Annotated in this window: 15 protein-coding genes; 10 read left to right on the top strand and 5 right to left on the bottom strand. The window is 59.2% G+C overall.

The features are described from left to right. The first annotated feature begins 44 nt into the window (after window positions 1-44). The 10 genes from ACCQ09_RS18450 to ACCQ09_RS18405 all read left to right on the top strand — a co-directional run bounded on the left by ACCQ09_RS18450 (window position 45) and on the right by ACCQ09_RS18405 (window position 12,655). The gene (locus tag ACCQ09_RS18450; protein WP_228427833.1) at window positions 45-1,244 is read left to right on the top strand and encodes a cystathionine gamma-synthase; all 1,200 of its coding nucleotides are present in this window, start codon (window positions 45-47) and stop codon (window positions 1,242-1,244) included. Further along, complete coding sequence (locus ACCQ09_RS18445) at window positions 1,241-2,626, top strand: glycosyltransferase family 4 protein (protein ID WP_228427834.1); 1,386 nt, start codon at window positions 1,241-1,243, stop codon at window positions 2,624-2,626. Before ACCQ09_RS18450 ends, ACCQ09_RS18445 begins: the two co-directional genes overlap by 4 nt. A gap of 83 nt (window positions 2,627-2,709) precedes the next feature. Beyond that, on the top strand, window positions 2,710-3,495 hold the full coding sequence (locus ACCQ09_RS18440) for an ABC transporter permease (RefSeq protein WP_227971069.1): 786 nt from the start codon (window positions 2,710-2,712) through the stop codon (window positions 3,493-3,495). Further along, window positions 3,492-4,778: an ABC transporter ATP-binding protein gene (locus ACCQ09_RS18435; RefSeq protein WP_116670405.1), complete on the top strand. Its 1,287-nt coding sequence runs from the start codon at window positions 3,492-3,494 to the stop codon at window positions 4,776-4,778. Before ACCQ09_RS18440 ends, ACCQ09_RS18435 begins: the two co-directional genes overlap by 4 nt. A 39-nt stretch (window positions 4,779-4,817) precedes the next feature. After that, the gene (locus tag ACCQ09_RS18430) at window positions 4,818-7,106 is read left to right on the top strand and encodes a methyltransferase domain-containing protein (RefSeq protein WP_227971070.1); all 2,289 of its coding nucleotides are present in this window, start codon (window positions 4,818-4,820) and stop codon (window positions 7,104-7,106) included. A gap of 49 nt (window positions 7,107-7,155) precedes the next feature. After that, complete coding sequence (locus tag ACCQ09_RS18425) at window positions 7,156-8,217, top strand: glycosyltransferase family 4 protein (protein ID WP_012439290.1); 1,062 nt, start codon at window positions 7,156-7,158, stop codon at window positions 8,215-8,217. Between the two features lie 20 nt (window positions 8,218-8,237). Continuing rightward, on the top strand, window positions 8,238-9,989 hold the full coding sequence (locus ACCQ09_RS18420) for a glycosyltransferase (protein ID WP_228427874.1): 1,752 nt from the start codon (window positions 8,238-8,240) through the stop codon (window positions 9,987-9,989). A gap of 32 nt (window positions 9,990-10,021) precedes the next feature. Beyond that, window positions 10,022-10,621 carry a hypothetical protein gene (locus ACCQ09_RS18415; protein ID WP_012439288.1) on the top strand — a complete coding sequence of 200 codons (600 nt, stop codon included), beginning with the start codon at window positions 10,022-10,024 and terminating at the stop codon, window positions 10,619-10,621. A gap of 77 nt (window positions 10,622-10,698) precedes the next feature. Continuing rightward, window positions 10,699-11,733 carry a GDP-mannose 4,6-dehydratase gene (gene gmd / locus ACCQ09_RS18410; protein WP_228427835.1) on the top strand — a complete coding sequence of 345 codons (1,035 nt, stop codon included), beginning with the start codon at window positions 10,699-10,701 and terminating at the stop codon, window positions 11,731-11,733. Further along, window positions 11,717-12,655, top strand: coding sequence for a GDP-mannose 4,6-dehydratase (locus ACCQ09_RS18405; protein ID WP_012439286.1), 939 nt, complete (start codon window positions 11,717-11,719; stop codon window positions 12,653-12,655). Before gmd ends, ACCQ09_RS18405 begins: the two co-directional genes overlap by 17 nt. A gap of 141 nt (window positions 12,656-12,796) precedes the next feature. On the opposite strand, the gene ACCQ09_RS18400 is transcribed toward ACCQ09_RS18405, so the two are convergent. The 5 genes from ACCQ09_RS18400 to ACCQ09_RS18380 all read right to left on the bottom strand — a co-directional run bounded on the left by ACCQ09_RS18400 (window position 12,797) and on the right by ACCQ09_RS18380 (window position 18,531). After that, the gene (locus ACCQ09_RS18400; RefSeq protein ID WP_228427836.1) at window positions 12,797-15,049 is read right to left on the bottom strand and encodes a sugar translocase; all 2,253 of its coding nucleotides are present in this window, start codon (window positions 15,047-15,049) and stop codon (window positions 12,797-12,799) included. Between the two features lie 69 nt (window positions 15,050-15,118). Continuing rightward, window positions 15,119-15,559 (bottom strand): GtrA family protein, encoded by a 441-nt coding sequence (locus ACCQ09_RS18395; RefSeq protein ID WP_012439284.1) that lies wholly within the window; start codon window positions 15,557-15,559, stop codon window positions 15,119-15,121. After that, complete coding sequence (locus ACCQ09_RS18390; RefSeq protein ID WP_228427837.1) at window positions 15,546-16,475, bottom strand: WxcM-like domain-containing protein; 930 nt, start codon at window positions 16,473-16,475, stop codon at window positions 15,546-15,548. The genes ACCQ09_RS18395 and ACCQ09_RS18390 overlap by 14 nt, the downstream gene beginning before the upstream one ends. Beyond that, window positions 16,472-17,443 carry a glycosyltransferase gene (locus tag ACCQ09_RS18385; protein WP_012439282.1) on the bottom strand — a complete coding sequence of 324 codons (972 nt, stop codon included), beginning with the start codon at window positions 17,441-17,443 and terminating at the stop codon, window positions 16,472-16,474. The genes ACCQ09_RS18390 and ACCQ09_RS18385 overlap by 4 nt, the downstream gene beginning before the upstream one ends. Then, window positions 17,428-18,531: a DegT/DnrJ/EryC1/StrS family aminotransferase gene (locus ACCQ09_RS18380; RefSeq protein WP_228427838.1), complete on the bottom strand. Its 1,104-nt coding sequence runs from the start codon at window positions 18,529-18,531 to the stop codon at window positions 17,428-17,430. Before ACCQ09_RS18380 ends, ACCQ09_RS18385 begins: the two co-directional genes overlap by 16 nt. Between the last annotated feature and the right edge of the window lie 9 nt (window positions 18,532-18,540).

Below are 18,540 nucleotides of genomic sequence, written 5' to 3'. Positions count from 1 at the left end.
TCAGGCCTGCTTGTTACAATCCGCCACTTTTTCCGGGAACCTCCATGTCCAACCGCACCGCAAACAGCCACGATGGCGAGCGCGCGCTGTCGCTCGCAACGCTGGCGATCCATGGTGGACAGTCGCCGGACCCCAGCACCGGGGCGGTGATGCCGCCGATCTACGCGACGTCCACCTATGCGCAGTCCAGCCCGGGCGAGCATCAGGGCTTTGAGTACTCGCGGACCCACAACCCCACGCGTTTTGCCTATGAGCGCTGTGTTGCCGTGCTGGAAGGCGGCACCCGCGGGTTTGCCTTCGCCTCCGGCATGGCCGCGACCTCCACGGTGATGGAATTGCTGGACGCCGGCAGCCACGTGGTGGCGACCGATGACCTGTACGGCGGCTCGTTCCGCCTGTTCGAGCGTGTGCGTCGCCGCACCGCCGGCCTGGACTTCAGTTTCGTCGACCTCACCGACCCGGCCGCGTTCGAGGCCGCGATCCGCCCGATCACCAAGATGGTCTGGATCGAAACCCCGACCAACCCGATGCTCAAGCTGGTCGACATCGGCGCCATTGCGGCGATCGCGCGCAAGCATGGCCTGCTGGTGGTGGTGGACAACACCTTCGCCTCACCGATGCTGCAGCGCCCGCTGGAGCTGGGCGCCGACCTGGTGGTGCATTCGGCCACCAAGTACCTCAACGGCCACTCGGACATGGTGGGCGGCATCGCCGTGGTCGGCGACAACGCCGAACTCGCCGAACAGATGGCCTTCCTGCAGAACTCGATCGGCGGCGTACAAGGCCCGTTCGACAGCTTCCTGGCCCTGCGCGGGCTCAAGACCCTGCCGCTGCGCATGCGCGCGCACTGCGAAAACGCCCTGGCGCTGGCGCAGTGGCTGGAGACCCACCCGGCGATCGAAAAAGTGATCTATCCCGGCCTGACCTCGCATCCGCAGCACGCACTCGCCAAGCAGCAGATGTCCGGCTTCGGCGGCATCGTCTCGATCGTCCTCAAGGGCGGCTTCGAGGCAGCCAAGCGTTTCTGCGAAAAGACCGAACTGTTCACCCTGGCCGAATCGTTGGGTGGTGTGGAAAGTTTGGTCAATCATCCCGCCGTCATGACCCATGCCTCGATCCCTGTGGCCCGCCGTGAAAAGCTTGGCATCAGCGATGCGCTGGTGCGGCTGAGTGTGGGGGTTGAGGATGTGGGGGATTTGCGGGGGGATTTGGAACGTGCGCTTGAGGCGTCTCAGTCTCCATGACAGATTCTTCGCAACGTCAGGGCATCGTCGCCTCCTGGCGGAATGGTCTGGCTGGACTGCATCTGCAGGCGTGGGTGCGTCGGCAGACATGGCTGCAGCGCTTCTACCGGATGTTTCCGACCAGCTTGCGCGGCAGGGTATCTGCCGCACTGTCCGCCCGCTCGGTCATTCAGACGCGTTTCCAGCGTACGTCGGCCTGGGAGCGTGCGGCCGGTGAGGCCCGTGCATCCCTGGATGCAGAGATGCAAAATGCTCCGCCAACTCCGACGCCTACGGCTGCGGCAGGAATCAATATTCTTGGCTACATCCGTGGAGAGTTCGGGCTGGCAGAAAGTGCCAGGATGTACGCTCGTGCGCTGATCAATGCGGGCGCCTCGGTGTCTCTGTATGACCTGGATATGGGGCTTCCCCACTCCTGGCGGGACCGCAGTATGGATGCCTTCATCGATCAGCGCATGCCGCATCGCGTGACCATCGTGTTCGTGAATCCTGACTATCTGGAGGCCGCCTTCGAACGAGTTGGTCGCGCCAGACTGGCTGGTCATTACGTGATTGCCTGCTGGTTCTGGGAGCTGGAAGTAATCCCGAGTACTTGGCTACGCGCCATTGAGCTTGTAGACGAGATCATGGTTGCGTCACAGTTCATTGAAAGCGCGTTTCGGCACGTGACGGATAAACCGATCATGCGAGTGCCTCTACCGGTATCGGACTTGCGGGACAGCGGTCTGCAGCGAGAGGACTTTGGCCTGCCGGCTGGCAAGTTCACCTTTCTTTTTAGCTTCGATTTCCATTCGGTTGCTGCCAGAAAAAATCCGCAAGCCGTGGTACACGCTTTTCAGCAAGCGTTTCCGAACAAGCGCGATGATGTGCACCTTGTGTTGAAGTCCAGTAACGGCCACATGTATCCCGAACAGATGCGCGAACTTCTCGCGCTTGTGGTGGGAGATGCGCGTATCCAGCTTCGGGATGAGGTGATCGACAAAATGCATGTTCGTGCGCTTCAGCGTTGCTGCGATGTCTATGTCTCTCTGCATCGCGCCGAGGGCTTCGGTTTGGGTCTGGCCGAATGCATGTCGTTGGGCAAGCCCGTTATCGCAACCGGATGGTCGGGCAATATGGAATTCATGACCGAAAGTAACTCCGTGCTTGTTCCGTACGATCTGGTGCCTGTTGCTGGAAGATACCCCGAATCTGAGGGCGCGCAGTGGGCCGAGCCGAAAGTTGCAAGGGCAGCCGACGCCATGCGTCGCCTCGCGGATGACCCGGAATATGCGCGAGCCATTGGCGAGGCTGCAAGAAGAGACGTCGGTTTGAAGCTGGCTCCAGACAGGGCGGCCCAGGCTATTTTGTTCAGGACTGCGAATGTCTTAGCGGCAAGTTGAGGCGCGGCTGCCATACCGTGTTCCTGATGTTGACGCCGGCCGCTTACCAAGTAGTGACTATTTCAGAGGTAGCAACGTTGGACATGATTCGGTCCGTATGGGCCTTCCGATACTTCATCCTCTCATCGATCAGGAATGATCTGCGCCTGCGCTTTTTGCGCAGCAAGCTCGGCGCCTTGTGGATGATCATTCATCCGCTCATGCAGGTGCTGATCTTTGCAACGATCCTCTCGGAGGTCCTGGCAGCAAAGTTGCCTGGTGTCAACAACAAGTTTGCTTACGCCCTGTATCTGATGGCCGGAACGCTTTGCTGGACCCTGTTTGCCGAATGCATTGGCAAGTGTGTTTCATTGTTCGTGGATAACGGCAATCTGATGAAGAAGCAGGCCTTCCCGCGGATATGTCTCCCACTCATTGCCGGCGGCACCGTCATGGTGAACAACCTGCTGCTGTTCCTGGCAATCATCATCGTGTTCGCGATTCTGGGGCACACCTTGGGCCCGCAGGCAGCCTGGCTGCCGTTGCTGATGCTGCTGACGTTGGCTTTCGCGATGTCGATCGGATTGCTGCTCGGCGTCTTCAATGTCTTCGTGCGTGACATCGGGCAGGTCGTGCCGGTCGTTCTGCAGGCAATGTTCTGGGTGACGCCTATCGTTTACACCATCGATATCCTTCCCGCGCAGACCCAGGAACTCTTCAAGCTCAATCCGCTGTTCCCGCTTGTCAGCGCCTACCAGGGGGTGCTTCTTTACGGGCGTGCACCGGATTGGATGAGTCTGCTGCCTCTGACCGCCGCCACGGCCGTCCTGGGTTTTGTATCGCTGGTCGTCTTTCGTCGCGCAAGTGCCGAAATGGTGGATGCGCTATGAGCGCTATGCTGACGGTCGAGGGATTGGGAAAGTCCTATCGTGTTTGGGGTAGCGAGTGGCTGCGTGCGGCCAGCTGGTTTGGGTTGAAGGTCAAGCCGCGAGAGGAGCACTGGGTTCTGCGGAATGTCGGGTTTTCGGTCGCTCCGGGTGAGTCGATCGGGATCATGGGGCGCAATGGTGCCGGAAAGAGCACATTGCTCAAGCTGATCACCGGTACGTCGCAACCTACCGAAGGACGCATCATCCGGCATGGCCGTATTGCCGCGATTCTCGAGCTCGGCATGGGTTTCAATCCAGACCTGAGTGGCAGGGAGAATGCCAGACATTCTGCCGGGCTCATGGGTTACACATTGGAACAAATCGACAAGGTGTTGCCAGAGATACAGGAGTTTGCCGAGATCGGAGAGTACTTCGATGAGCCGGTACGCACCTACTCAAGCGGTATGCAGGTGCGCGTCGCGTTTGCGGTGGCCACCGCATTTCGACCCGATGTACTCATCGTCGACGAAGCATTGTCGGTGGGCGATGCGTATTTTCAGGCGAAGTGCTTCAAGCGCATCCAGTCTTACAAGGACGAGGGCATGACGCTCATCCTCGTCAGTCACGCGGTCGGAGATGTTGTCAAACACTGCGATCGTGCCATTTTGATCAAGGACGGTAGCGTGTATGCCGACGGGCCCTCGCGTGAGGTCTCCAACCTTTATCTGGACGAGTTGTTCGGCAAGAAGCCTGCATCGCTTCAGGTACAGGCCGACGATGCACCAGGCCAGATGCACGCTGGCGATGAGGATATCTTTCATACGCGCCCTTACTACAATGCCGGTGAACATCGCTGGGGGCAGGGCGGTGCGCGAATAATCGATTATGTCGTTGTCAGCGGCGGGGAGGAGTTTCCTGCTCGCGTAGAGAGCGGTACCAGGACGGTATTTTACGTCAAGATCGCCTTCGATCAGGATTTTGACAGTGTAGTGCCCGGGTTTTTGATTAAAACCCTCGAGGGTCTATTCCTCTACGGCACCAACTCCTTCCTATCCAGTGAGGGGCGGTCCGGGATTTCGGTAAAAGCGGGACAGGTCATCGTCTGCAAGTTCAGCATGCCTCTCGACCTCAATGAAGCGAACTATCTGGTCTCGCTCGGCATTTCCAGTGGTGACCCGCTTGTGGAATTGACGCCGCTGGATCGTCGTTACGACGCCATCGTGCTGAACGTCGCAAGAGGGATGCAATTCTGGGGGATGATGGACCTCAAGGCCGATTTCGAAATCGTAGAAGCGTTGTCATGACGGCGTCAGGATCTACCATCACATCAGAGAACATCAGTCATGACTGAAACAATGCATATTGGCGCGCGCGTGGCCGCTCTGCCTGAGAAGTATCAGCCGATTTTCGGACACCCCGAGCTTTCGGAGGGAAGTTCGCGCGGCTGCGAAGACAGGTTTGTGCTGATTCGCGAATGTGCGCGAAGGCTCCAGGGAGAGCTTGGTCGCCCACTGCGGGTGCTGGATCTCGGCTGCGCCCAGGGATTTTTTTCATTGAGCCTGGCGGCCGAGGGGCATCAGGTCCACGGTGTGGATTTTCTGGATCTCAATGTCGATGTGTGTCAGGCGTTGGCCCAGGAGCACCCGACGTTCGCTGCGTCATTCGAGCACGGGACCGTGGAAGATGTTATCGCGCGGCTTGATCCAGACCAGTACGACCTTGTCCTGGGGCTGAGTGTCTTCCATCATCTTGTGCATTCCCAGGGAATTGCGCGGGTGGCGGGATTATGCCGCAAGCTCTCCGAGGTCACCGACGCCGGGATCTTCGAGCTGGCATTGCGTGAGGAGCCGCTGTACTGGGGGCCTTCTCTGCCGCACGACCCTGCGGAGTTGTTGACCGATTATGCCTTCACCAGATTGTTGTCGAGGCAGGCAACCCATCTGTCTTCGATTTCCAGGCCGCTGTACTTTGCCAGCAGCAAGTTCTGGTACGTGGGCGAGGCTGTCGGCAGGTTCAGTTCCTGGTCGGGCGAGGCGCATGCCTATGGACGCGGAACGCACCAGTACAGCAGGCGCTATTATTTCGGCGACAAGGTGTTCGTCAAGAAAATGACGATGGGCATCGGTGGGCGCGCCGAAATCAATTGGCAGGAATTCAATAACGAGGTCGAGTTTCTCAGAAATCCTCCTGCATCGTATCCCGTACCACGGCTGATTGCGGCCTTGGACGATGCATCGGATTTGTTCCTCGTCAGGGAGATGGCCGGCGGACGCCTGCTTTCGGAGTTGATCGACGACGGCTCGCCCTACGATCCGGACAAAGTAGTCTCAGAATTGCTTGAGCAATTGGTAATGCTCGAGCGCGTGGGTCTTTATCACAATGACGTGCGTTGCTGGAATGTTCTGATTTCGCAGGAAGGCAAGGCCATTCTGATCGACTACGGCGCCATTTCTGCCGAAGCCACCGATTGCTCCTGGCTGGGCGACTTGTTGCTGTCCTTCCTGATTACGGTCAAGGAGATCCTGCAACGTCGCATTGTTCCAGCCAGTCCCGGTCGGGAGCCGGCTTTGGACTTCATGACGCTTCCTCCTCGTTATCGCAATACCTTCATCCAGGCATTTGGGGGAGACCAGGCACGCTGGACGTTTGCAGAGCTGCAAGAGTGCCTGGCGCGCTCTGAACCAGTTGCATTGCATGCGCCCGAGTGGACATCGCTTTACAGCCACATGCAACAGGCGTTGCTGAGCTACAACACGCGCCTTGGCGCCCTCTATGCGCAGAACGAGCATGACCGTGTTGAGCTTGCGGCACGCGCATCCTTGATTGAGCGCCTGCAGGTGGGTGCTCAGCAGGCCCAGGACAAACTTGCAACCCTTCAGCTGGAAGCAGAGACGGCCGATAACCGCTACCGCGATCTGGAAAAGGTGAGTAGCGAACTGCAGGAGTGGGCAAAAGATCTGGAAAAGCGCACTGCCGAAGCCGAGGACAGGGAGAAACAGCTCAACAAGGGCATGGCCGATCGGGAGGCCGAGAACGCAAGGCTCGTCTCGCAGATTTCGGTGCTTGAGTCCGAGCTGGAAGAGCGTCAACGCGTTCGTGAACTGTCGGAACTGCTTGCCGCTGACCTCAGTCGACTGGTCGAAGAGCGCGATGGCATGCAGGTCAGCATGTCGGAGATGGAGCGCGTCAACACGCAGCAGCAGTCAACCATCGACGAACTGCAGGCGAAAATTGTTTCTCTGGTTCAGCGCGTCAATAGGTCGGAGACTGCCGGCGCCGCGGACGCACGCAGGGTGAAGGAGCTGCAGCTGGATCTGTCCCATCGCTTGCAGGCCCTCGAGGACGCACGTAGCCGAATTCGTGAACTTGAGTTGGCAGTGGATATGCTGGAGGGCCAGATCGGAGAGCTTCATACGAGCCGCTCATGGCGTGTGACAGCACCTTTGAGATGGGTCACCATGAAGGTGACCAAGCGTGGCGGACCTCTCGTGGTTCATGCACCGCAGCGGCTGGAGCGCACAGAGCCTGTGCTTGCGGAGGATGAGGTGGTAACGCCCGCCGATGTGGCCATCGACAAGCAGCTGGCAGCGCTGGATCAGTTGGGTAGCCGGATCAGGAAATCGAAGAAATAAGGACAGGGATTGCCATGTACCGGCAAGGACATCATGAAGGGGAGTGTAGGTGAAGAGAGTTATTGTGCTTGGCGCGCAAGTGCCGTTTGTCAGAGGCGGTGCGGAGCTGCTCAACGAAGAGCTTGTCAAGCAGATCAATCTGTGGGGAAAGCAGCGCCAGGTCGTCGCAGAACTGGTGCAGCTACCCTATAAGTGGTATCCAGAAACAGAAATTCTGTCTTCCATGCTGGCATGGAGGTTATTGAATTTGAACGAAAGCAATGGGCAGAAAATCGATCTGTGCATTTGCACCAAGTACCCGACGTATGCGGCCTCGCATGCCAATAAGGCGCTTTGGCTCGTACACCAGCATCGAGTGCTTTACGACCTGGAACGTACGCGCTTCGATCAACCCCACCTGACCGCGAAGGATTCGGCGGTGCGTGATGCCCTGCGGGCGTCCGATCGGGAGTTGCTGGCGGAGATCGAGCCCCGCTACACCATTTCTCAGACGGTTACCGACCGCCTGCAGCAGTACAGCGGTCTGGGCTCGGAGGTTCTCTATCCGCCGTCCAAGCTGGCGCCATTCATCACCTCGGGAGACTATGGCGACTACGTGCTGTGTATCGGTCGTCTTGAGTCGATGAAGCGTCCCGATCTGCTGATCCGGGCTGCGAAGCATGTCCCCCATGCCAAGGTGGTCATCGCCGGAACCGGTGCCAGCGAGTATGCCCACTCTTTGGCACCGCTGATCCGCGAGCTGGGCCTGACGGATCGCGTCGAGCTTGCGGGTTTCGTGGAAGACGAGAAGCTGCTTGAGCTGATTGCCAACTGCCGTGCGGTCTTCTACTCGCCGGTGGATGAGGATTATGGATTTGCGACCTTGGAAAGCTTCGCCGCCTACAAGCCGGTCATTACGGTGAACGATAGCGGTGAGGTTGGCAGGATCGTCGAGTCCACCGGTAGCGGTTGGGTCACAAGTCCTACACCAGAGGCGATCGCTGAAAGCCTGCTCGATTGTTATGCGAAAGGACCGGCGCAACTGCGTGCATTGGCTGAGGCTGGTCAGCACATGAGTACTTCCATTACCTGGGATCGCGTGATAAGCAATCTGGTGGAGAGCCGGCTTTGAGTACGCCGTTTCGCGTCGCGATGGTCGGGCCGCATCCTCCGGAGCGCTCAGGCATTGCAGAGTACACGGCAGGCCTGTCGAACCTGCTGCGAGATCAAGGGCTGCAGGTCGATGCGTTTACTCTGGACGATCTCACTCGATCCGGCGTGAACGTCGTCGTCGGCAGATTGCTAGACGCCGATGCGATCGTGTACCAGATGGGGAACCATCCAGCCTTCCACGGCTGGATGCTGCCCCTGATGGCAGCAGCGCCGGGAATCGTGCACCTGCACGACCTTGTCCTGCATCACATGGCTGCCGGAGTGCTTAACGACGAAGGCCGTCTACTGAATGGCGATTATCTGGGTCTGCTGGAAAAGTGGTGTTCCGTCACCGATGTCAGGAGCGCGAGCCTGGCGCTTCGCACTGGATCGCCTGTATGGAATCGGGAAGACGTGGTGCGTTTTCCGCTGCATCAAGTGGCCACTAAGCTGGCCACCGAGGTAGTGGTGCATTCACAGTATGCGGCTGATCGCGTCACCAGGGATTTCCCTTGGCTTCCCGTCACGGTAGTGCCGCAACTGTATCCGGTCGTTGCTCCGCACCGCGTCCGCGATGGCCTTCGCACCATCGCACTGTTGGGCGGCGGACAGGCCAATCGCCGCTTTGACTGGGTCGTACAGGCATTGGCGATGATCGACGCCGATCTGGATGAACCGATCACGCTGGAGATTGCCGGCCAGGTTGAGGAGTCCGTACTTTTACAGCTGGAAGCCCTTGCCGACCTGCGTAACGTGCGGCTGGTCAACCACGGTCATGTTGACGATGATCAGTTCTGGAAGGTCTTCGAGCGCGCGGATCTGATGATCGCGTTGCGCCAACCGACGATGGGCGAGGCTTCGGCAGTCGTGTGCAAGGCGATGCAAGCTGGCCTTCCGAGCGTCGTCTCCGATCACGGGTGGTATGCAGAGCTACCCGCTTCGGTCAAGAAGCTCGCGCCGGACACGGAGTGCCCGCAAGCCCTGGCCGCCTTGCTGCGCCAACTGGCGCTTGACCCGGCAGCGTATGTCGCATGGGCCGAGGAATGCTCTGACGCAGCGAGGCGGCCGGCGCTGGATCCGTATGTCGCCACCGAACAGTATGCGCGCCTGCTGAGACGGCATCGTGTCGTCTCCGACTTCAGGGACCAGGTTGCTGATGCAGTCGTGAGCCTGAAAGTCGAAATCGACTCGCCACTAGTCGAAGAGCTGCATCGAATCGACGTGCTGAGCAGCCTGCGGGGGGACCGCTGGGTGAATCCCGCCCTGGCAGCATTGAAGGATCAGGAGCTGGATTCGAATGCGCGTGTGGTAGGTGCAACAGTAGGACCCTATCCATACAGTCAGCCGTTGCCGGAAGACGCCTTTCAGGGCCACGCTGCCGTTCCCGAGCAGGAGATGCTGGTTGCCCAACCATCCAGCATGGTCTCCTTGCGCGTTGAGTTGACCAACAATAGTGCGTACTCATGGTTCAGTCCGCTCGGTCACGCACTGCGGCCGTTCGGTATTTACCTCGGACACTTCTGGATTCATGCCGAAACACCGACGGCAGTAGCCGAACAACCTCGTCATTTTATTCACGATGCTGTCGCGCCGATGTCCTCTGCAGTTCACGATCTCATAGTCCGTGCTCCGGCAGTCGCAGGTGACTACTACCTGGAGATTGATCTAGTCCAGGAGTCGGTCTGTTGGTTCAAAAGCCGTGGCTTCTCACCGGCTCGACTTCTCATTCGAGTAGAAGCCGCCCAATATTGAGCGGCGCACTCATCCACCCCAGGTCCTTATCCATGAAAAATATTATGAAATCTCCTGTTTCCTTCGGCTCCGTGGCCGTCCTGGCGACGGTGATCGCATTCACTGGCTGCTCAAAGGCCCCGGAGGCAGAACAGCCAGTGAAGGCCGAGCCGCAGCAGGCTGCGCAGACCACCGAAGCGGGCGGCATGTCGACTCCGTTGACGCAAGAGCAGGTTGGCGCACGCTACGCCATTGCCTCGGAGCCGGTGCTGGTCAACAACGGCGAACTGGTACGGCTTGCAGTGTCGGTCACCAATTCGGGCAAGGTCGCGATTAACTCCAAGGGCACACTGCCGGTCAATCTCGCCATTTCCCTGGTGGATAATTCCGGCAATTTCTCGAATCGGGACTTCCTGCGCGCACCGCTTCCTGCCGAGGGAATTCCGGCGGGTGGTTCCGCTGAAGTGATCGCAGATGTGCCCAGCCAAGCAGTGATTGGCAAAACACTGCGACTCGGTCTCGTCCAGGAATCGGTAGCGTGGTACAGCGACTTCAAGGTGGATTCGCTCGATTATGGCCCCCTGACTTCGTGCCAGGACCAGGGCAAGGAAACAGTTTGCGGTGCGGGCGGAAAGCCTTTGGCCTCGCGCTGAGACTCAACGATCACAGGAACGAGCCGCGTTCAGTCTCGGCTTGATTCCGGAACTCATAAGTAACCAAGAGAGGGATGATGAAAACTGCGTTGATTACCGGCATTTCCGGCCAAGACGGTGCCTACCTGGCCCAGCTGCTGTTGGATAAAGGCTACCGCGTGTTCGGCACATACCGCCGTACCAGTTCGGTCAATTTCTGGCGGATCGAAGAGGTGGGAATTGCAAATCACCCTAATTTGCACTTGATCGAGTACGACCTGACCGACCTCGGTTCGAGTATCCGCATGCTCGAGAGCACGGGCGCCACCGAGGTTTACAATCTGGCGGCTCAAAGTTTCGTGGGCGTATCGTTCGACCAGCCGACGACGACCGCGCACATCACCGGCATCGGCCCGGTCCACCTGCTGGAAGCCATTCGGCAGGTGAACAAGGACATCCGGTTTTACCAGGCCTCGACATCGGAAATGTTCGGCAAGGTGCAGGCGGTCCCGCAGATCGAAAGCACGCCATTCTATCCTCGTAGCCCTTATGGCGTTGCAAAGCTGTATGCGCATTGGATGACAGTCAATTACCGTGAGAGCTATGGCATCTTCGGCTCCAGCGGGATTTTGTTCAATCATGAAAGCCCGCTGCGCGGTCGCGAATTTGTAACGCGCAAGATCACCGACTCGGTGGCCAAGATCAAACTCGGGCGGTTGGAATGCCTGGAGCTGGGCAATCTGGATGCCAAGCGCGATTGGGGATTTGCGCGCGAGTACGTGGAAGGGATGTGGCGCATGCTTCAGGCCGATGAGCCGGATACTTTTGTTCTGGCGACAAATCGCACTGAAACCGTCCGTGATTTTGTCAGCATTGCTTTCAAGGGAGCCGGAATCGACGTCGAATTCCGCGGCAAGGATGCAGATGAAACTGCAGTGGATGTCGCTACCGGCAAGGTGGTAATGCGCATAAACGCGAAATTCCACCGTCCTGCAGAAGTGGACTTGTTGATCGGTGATCCCGAGAAGGCAACGCGCGTCCTCGGCTGGAAACCTGAAACCACGCTGGAGCAGCTCTGCCAGATGATGGTCGAGGCCGACCTCAAGAGGAACGCGCATGGCTTCTCGTTCTGATCTGAACGGCAAGCGCGTTCTGGTCAGCGGAGCGTCCGGGTTCACCGGGCGCTATCTGACCCAGGAACTCAAAGAGCAGGGCTGCACCGTGATCGGAGTGGGAACCCGTGCGGAAAGCGCAGGTTCGGCCACTACAGATGAGTTTCTCCCGATGGACCTGCGCGACGCAGCGGATGTTGCTCGCGTCGTTGCAGAGGTGGACGCCGAATACGTCGTCCATTTGGCTGCGGTGGCCTTTGTCGGACATGGCGAAGCCGACGATTTCTATCGTGTCAATCTGATCGGTACGCGAAACCTGTTGCAGGCGCTGGCCTCGGCCCGACGCCGTCCAGAGAGAGTGCTGATTGCCAGCAGTGCAAATGTCTACGGTAATGCGACGGAGGGCATCATCGAGGAATCGGTGGAGCCGGCGCCGGCGAACGATTACGCGGTAAGCAAGCTCGCCATGGAATACGTGGTAAGGCTGTGGCACGAGCGTCTTCCATTGGTGATCACTCGCCCGTTCAACTACACCGGCGTCGGTCAATCAGCCAATTTCCTGGTGCCGAAGATTGTTTCGCACTTCGCGTCACGGGCTCCTGCAATAGAGCTCGGCAATACCGAAGTGTGGCGTGATTTCGGCGACGTCAGGTCGCTCGTGCTTGCCTATCGGCAGCTTTTGCAGACACCCGATGCCGATGGACAGACCGTCAATGTCTGTTCCGGGGTTGCCAGCTCGCTGGGCGACATCATCAGGATCTGTTCGGAAATCACCGGCCATCAGATCGACGTGCAGGTTAACCCTGCCTTTGTCCGTCAGAACGAAGTCAAGAAGCTGCTTGGCAGCAATGCCAAACTGCAGCGCCTGATCGGCGACTGGCGCTGCCCTCCGTTGGAGGAAACGTTGCGGTGGATGCTTGAGGACGCTGTCCGCACGCACTGAGCGTATGAACAGTGGCAGGTCATGGCGGGGCGTACCGCACGCGAGCTACCTTGCCATCGCTAGGATGGCAGGTGTCCTGATCGGCTCGCCATCGTCTGAAAAAAGAGGCGCCGACTGCCCTGCAGACGCGCGCCTCCGAGTTCATTTAGCGCATGCACCCGTGCATAGCTCGAAGTTGGTCAAGCCGAAGGCGAGAGGCCGCTGATCGCTGGAAACGCCGATCTGCGCGGGGGACACCGGTACCTCGTAGCTCAAAACGACGCGTATTACCTCGCCTGGCTTGCGTGTGGAGACAGGAATCCTGAGCTCCAATGGTGACGGCTGCCCGACAGTGACGCGGGTATCCAGAGCTTGGACGCCGTTGACCTTGGCACGGATACGCAGCGTTCGCTGGGAGCCCGCGAGAAAGGGATTGCCACGCAGAATCAACGTTGTCCTGCCAGTGGTTGCAGCGCCGACGCGGTAGCGCAATGAAGATGTCATGCCTACTGACCAGACTCCCCAGGCCTCATCCGTCGACCAGCCTTCAGCCAGAAAATTGCGCAGTGAGGGCAGTGCAATCGTGGTGTTTGCTGCAGGCTCGCCGATCAGGCCCTCCCTGGCAGCTTCGGCGCTCGAGGGTTTTGTACCGCCAGGCAGGCGAAAGACGATGACGGCACCATCTTCACGAACCATCGTCGGCGGCGTACCGAGCGCTTGTTCCCACTCGGCGACGACCCCGGCACCTTGGTCGACATACCCTCTTTTATCGATATAGACGGCGTCGAACCCATAGCGACGAAGCGCATCGAGTTGCGCACTGGCAGGTCGTGTTTCGAGATTCCGATAAAACAGGTCGCTTTCGCGCCCCTTCATGCCGCCATAGCTCCATTTGAGCTGCCGAGAATGCACGAATCCAACAACATGGTCATACGCATTCAACCCGTTCTTCGGTGGCACTTCCGGGAAAGGCATGTACGGCAGCTGGTAGATCGCAGCACCGGCGGGCAGGGACGCTTCGATGCTGCCGATGAAGCGCTTGTCTCGCTCATACGCACCGCGTGCTCCAGCCTGGCACTCGCCACACACCGCTGGGGTCTGGTCCCATACGCCAAAGATCAACATGACAACGGCTGCGACCGAGGCAATGGTGACGCCGTGCCGACGTCCCAGCTTGTCGGAAAGTGTCTGTACCGCGATTGCCACCGCCGCAAGGGTACTGAACGTCAGGAAGATGCTGGCCCGATTCCAGCCGCGGATGGACGGTGAAACGACGTGTGCGAAGAGTGATCCAAGACCACCGATGGTCATGAAGGCGAGCAGCACGCCGGAAAGGATAGCAAGCAGCGCGATGCGCTCTTCAGCATGGCGCTCGGCCAAGCGTGCAAACATCACCAACGCAAGAATGGCCAGGCCGAGGGAGCCTATCAGGCCGAGGGAAGCAGTCCTGTTTTCATTGACCAAGGGCGTGCTGGCCATGTACTGGGCGGTCACATTGGACAGTTTTGCAGACCGATGTTCCGGCTGGGGCAGGATCAACTGCATGAATTTCACCCCGTACAGCTCAGACTCTGCGGGTGTACGTGCGGCAACTTCAGGGTTGCGACCGTTGATTCGTTCGTTGATCACGTTTGGTGCAATGTTCGCCAGCGTTCCAAGGGCAAGGAAAAAGATCGCAGGTGCCGCTATGCGTGCGATCGACGTCCAATTCCTCTGGTAAAGCGCGATCAGACAGCTGGTTCCGATCAGGATCAAGCCAAAAACCGTGTAGTAAACGCCGAAACAGCTCAGAACAAGATAAAGCACGGTAAGGGCGATCTTGCGCGCAGGCCGCACACGCAGGAAATCCAGCGAAGCATCCGAGCGTGCGATACGCACGGCGATCATGAAATAGATCGGGATGCTGAAGTAGCAGGTGTAAAAAATGTGCCGAAGTCGGAGGAAATGAAAAGGCGCCAGCGTAAAAAGTATGGCGGTAGCGAAGGACAATGATCGGCCGACTCGCAGCCAGCGCATCACCCAGTACGCAGCCAGAAAATTCGCAGCGAAGCCTGCGAGGAAAAACAGGTTATGCGCCGCGGCGTTGCTGCTGGTCAGTATGCCGGCAAGCTTCAGGAAGAGAAAACTGCCGGCATCGGCCCCGGGATAATCAAGAAATGATGCGCCGAAAGGAAAGCCGCTCCGATCATTCTCGAAGATCCATCCTTCTATGGCGCGCTGCGTCAGCCAGAGGCTGCTCAGGGAGTCGTCGCTGTATGAAAAAGGGTAGGCAAGAATCGAAGACAGGCCGGCACGCCAGCCGACGACCAGGACGCTGCCGGCGATGACTGACAGCACGGCGCCGAATAATAAGGCCAGCCAATCCGTCTTCAGGAAGAGGCCGGGCCGCGTCATTTGAGAAAGTGGGGTGCTCATGTAATCAACAAGTAGGAATGGGGTGCTGCTCGGTCATGCGGCGGATCGCTTTTGGCCGGTTGACTGGACTCAATTGCGTGCCGCACGTGGTTTGTCGCTCTGTAGCAGCAGTTTGCTCAGAACGAATGACACGGGCAGGGTCACTGCAATGGAAATCAGCGGTCCGATTGCTGCAGGCACCCCGAGATGCCCTACGGTGAGCTTCAATGCCAACGCCCCGAGTGAATAAGTCACAGCATAGATAAGCGGGAATACCGCAAATTTCAGCCAGCTATGTGCAGCGCGGAAGACATACCGTGTATTTATGAGGTAGCTGAGCAGGATGCCGGCACAAAAACTCGCCAGATACGCCCATTGGTAATGAACGAAGCGCAACAACACCCAGTACAGAACGAGGGTGACGCCCGTATTGAGCGCTCCACCCAGCAGAAAACGAAGCGCAACAACGACCCACGGCCTGTCCCATCTCCGTTGGACGGAACCGACGGCCTTCAGCTCATCCGGCTGCATTCGCCAGACTCTTGAAGTCAGCGTAATCGCGAATGTATTCGTCTGAATCGTAGGGCTCGGAAGCAAACACCAGGAGAACAGCGTCCTTCGAGTACTTGTATTGGGTGCCCCAGATCATCGGCGGCAGGTGGATGCCCTGGTTCGGCGAGTTGAGTTCGACGTCGATACGGCGGGTGCCGTCATCCGCAAGGACTCTGACTGAACCGGATACACAGATCAGGAACTGATGGCAGCGCTTGTGCGCGTGTTCGCCACGGGTCTCTTGGGTGGGGACGCCGTAAACCAGGAAATACCGTCTTGCATTGAAAGGCAGGAAACTATCGAAATCTCCCACGGAGAGCGAGCCACGCATGTCGGCGAAACTGGGCATCCGGTACAGCTTGACCCCCGGAACGGCAGTGTCGGTGATTCCCTGGTCAACCGGCAATGCGGCAGGCTGGTTTGCGTCCTTGTCGGAAACGTAGCCGACAATGCGTGCGGGATTGCCAACCACAATGGCATTGGGCGGCACAGAGCGCGTAACGACTGCGCCAGCGCCGATCATCGCACCACTGCCGATGGTGGTGCCGGCCAGAATGGTTGCATTGGCGCCAATCGAGGCGCCCGACTCGACCACGGTGCCGAGGAATTTCTCGGGATACACCGTGCTGCGCGGGAACAGGTCGTTGGTAAAGGTTGCGTTCGGCCCTACGAAAACGTCGTCGCCCAAACGCACGCCGTCCCACAGTTGCACGCCGCATTTGACGGTGACGCGGTCACCTACGATGACATCGGATTCAACGAACACGCCGTCGCAGATATTGCAGTCGCGGCCTAGGCGCGCTCCGGGAAGCACGTGCGCAAATGCCCAGACGCGGGTGCCCTCGCCGATGGTGTCGCTTTCGCAAAGGGCATTGGGGTGCACGAAATGACTCACGGAGTATCCTTTTCGAAGTTTTCGACCGACTGCATGATCGATAGTGGGCGTGCCTTGGTATTTTCGAACGCATGCCAGGCGTAGGTACCCACGATACCCAGGCCCAGTGAATTGAGTGCGCCGAAAAAGAGAATGGTCAAAATGGTCAGGGTATAGCCAGGTACCGCGACGAGCCCGGAGAACTTTGCGGCCAGCACCAGCGCACCGAGCAGCGCGGTGAATGCCAGCGCGATCAGGCCCAGCGCCGTCAGCATGCGGACCGGCAGGTCGGTGAACGCAAAGACGCTGTCGGACAGGTACCGCAGTTTCTTGCTCAAGGTCCAGGCGCTCTTGCCGTGCTGCCGCTCGCGCCGCTGATAACTGACAAATTCGCGCTTGCCGCCCAGCCAGAACAACTGTGCGAGCAGGCTGGAGTGGGCTTCGTTCAACAGCAACAGCCGTTCGAGGAGGCCACGGCTGACAGCGAAGATGTCCACGCCGCCCTTGGGAATGTCCTTGATGACCATCCGCCGATAGGTCGCCCAGAATAGTGTCGACGCCAGCTTGGAGGCAGCCGGATCGCTGCGCGCTTCGCGTACGCCGAACGCCACGTCATAGCGTTCGCTGACATAGCGCTGCCAGAAGTCGATCACCAGCGTGGGGGGTTCCTGCAGATCGGCGGCCATGACCGCAGTCAGGTCCCCGGTGCTGAGCTGCAGACCGGTGCGGATTGCCGGAAACGCGCCGAAGTTGCGGGTCAGCGTTGCCAGTTGCGAACGGAATGCGCAACCGGGCAATTTTTCGCGCAGCAAGGCGTAGCTGCGATCCGGGCTGCCGTCGACGACGAAAACCGCTTCGAAATCCCCATCCACGCTGCGTGCGATGAAGTCCACGGCCTGCAGCAGGTCGTCGATCGATCCTTCATTGCGATAGATCGGGACAACCAGGCTCAGGGAGGGCGATTGCACCTCGCTCAGAAACGGTTGCATGCGTCGATGACCTGGTCGACTTCTTCGTCGGTCAGCTCCGGGAAGCACGGCAGCGTCATCACGCAGATCGCATCGGCCTCGGTATTGGGGAGCGCCACAGAATCAAAAGCGCCCTCATGACAGGGCTGGCGATGATCGCACAGCGGGTAGTGGACCTCGGTCTGCACGCCGGCAGCCTGCAGGTGGGCGCGCAGTGCATCGCGCTGGTCGCAGCGCACGACGTACAGATGGGCCACATTGTCGGCACCGACCACGCCAGCGGATGCAATCTTCGGGTTGGACAACCCCCGCGCGTAGCGGTTGGCGATGTCGCGGCGGCGTTGGTTCCAGCCATCCAGCGAGGTGAGCATATGCCGCAGCATTGCGGCCTGCAGCTCGTCGAGGCGGCTGTTGCGACCGCCGCGCAGGCTGTTGGTGTACTTGGCCGTCCATCCGTACTGGCGAAGCTGTGCTGCACGGGTGGCCAGGGCATCATCGCCGGTCACGATCGCGCCGCCATCGCCCAGTGCGCCCAGATTCTTGGTCGGGTAGAAACTGAAAGAGGCAATATCGCCGAAGCTGCCGGCGCGTCGGCCATTGCGCTCTGCGCCATGCGCCTGTGCGCAATCTTCCACCACCTTGATGCCGCGTGCGTGGCAGAGCGCGACGATGGCCTCGATCTCGGCCAACTGACCGTACAGATAGGTCACGATCACGGCCTTGGGCGTGGTCTTGCCCGCGAGCGCAGCCTCCAGTGCGGTGACGGACATCAATCCCGTGCCTGCACCGGTATCAACGAAGATCGGCGCCGCACCACAGGCCAGAACGGCGCTGGTGCCGTACATGGCGGCATTGGCCACCACGGCGACCCGATCGCCCTGGCCAATGCCCAGTGCCTTCAGCGAGAGTTCCAGGGCGTCGGTGCCGTTGGCGACGCTGACGCAGTGGCGGGCGCCACAGTAGCCGGCAAACTCCTGCTCGAAGGCCTTCACGTTCGGGCCGAGGACGTAGTAGCCGCTGGCGATGATGTCGCCGGCGATCTGGGACAGCTTGTCCTGCAAGGGAGCGATGTGGCGGGAAAGCGAGTTGACAGGAATCAGAGCGTCCATGGGATCCGC

Origin of the sequence: Xanthomonas sp. NCPPB 2586 (assembly GCF_041475775.2) — a bacterium.
GTDB lineage: Bacteria > Pseudomonadota > Gammaproteobacteria > Xanthomonadales > Xanthomonadaceae > Xanthomonas > Xanthomonas campestris.
This window is presented reverse-complemented; position numbering and strand designations above follow the sequence as displayed.

Coding starts and splice junctions, on each gene's coding strand:
- ACCQ09_RS18450 (WP_228427833.1), top strand. CDS start 45: ATGTCCAACCGCACCGCAAACAGCCACGATGGCGAGCGCGCGCTGTCG.
- ACCQ09_RS18430 (WP_227971070.1), top strand. CDS start 4,818: ATGACTGAAACAATGCATATTGGCGCGCGCGTGGCCGCTCTGCCTGAG.
- ACCQ09_RS18385 (WP_012439282.1), bottom strand. CDS start 17,443: ATGCAACCGTTTCTGAGCGAGGTGCAATCGCCCTCCCTGAGCCTGGTT.
- ACCQ09_RS18435 (WP_116670405.1), top strand. CDS start 3,492: ATGAGCGCTATGCTGACGGTCGAGGGATTGGGAAAGTCCTATCGTGTT.
- gmd (WP_228427835.1), top strand. CDS start 10,699: ATGAAAACTGCGTTGATTACCGGCATTTCCGGCCAAGACGGTGCCTAC.
- ACCQ09_RS18445 (WP_228427834.1), top strand. CDS start 1,241: ATGACAGATTCTTCGCAACGTCAGGGCATCGTCGCCTCCTGGCGGAAT.
- ACCQ09_RS18395 (WP_012439284.1), bottom strand. CDS start 15,559: ATGCAGCCGGATGAGCTGAAGGCCGTCGGTTCCGTCCAACGGAGATGG.
- ACCQ09_RS18440 (WP_227971069.1), top strand. CDS start 2,710: ATGATTCGGTCCGTATGGGCCTTCCGATACTTCATCCTCTCATCGATC.
- ACCQ09_RS18380 (WP_228427838.1), bottom strand. CDS start 18,531: ATGGACGCTCTGATTCCTGTCAACTCGCTTTCCCGCCACATCGCTCCC.
- ACCQ09_RS18405 (WP_012439286.1), top strand. CDS start 11,717: ATGGCTTCTCGTTCTGATCTGAACGGCAAGCGCGTTCTGGTCAGCGGA.
- ACCQ09_RS18420 (WP_228427874.1), top strand. CDS start 8,238: ATGGTCGGGCCGCATCCTCCGGAGCGCTCAGGCATTGCAGAGTACACG.
- ACCQ09_RS18415 (WP_012439288.1), top strand. CDS start 10,022: ATGAAAAATATTATGAAATCTCCTGTTTCCTTCGGCTCCGTGGCCGTC.
- ACCQ09_RS18400 (WP_228427836.1), bottom strand. CDS start 15,049: ATGAGCACCCCACTTTCTCAAATGACGCGGCCCGGCCTCTTCCTGAAG.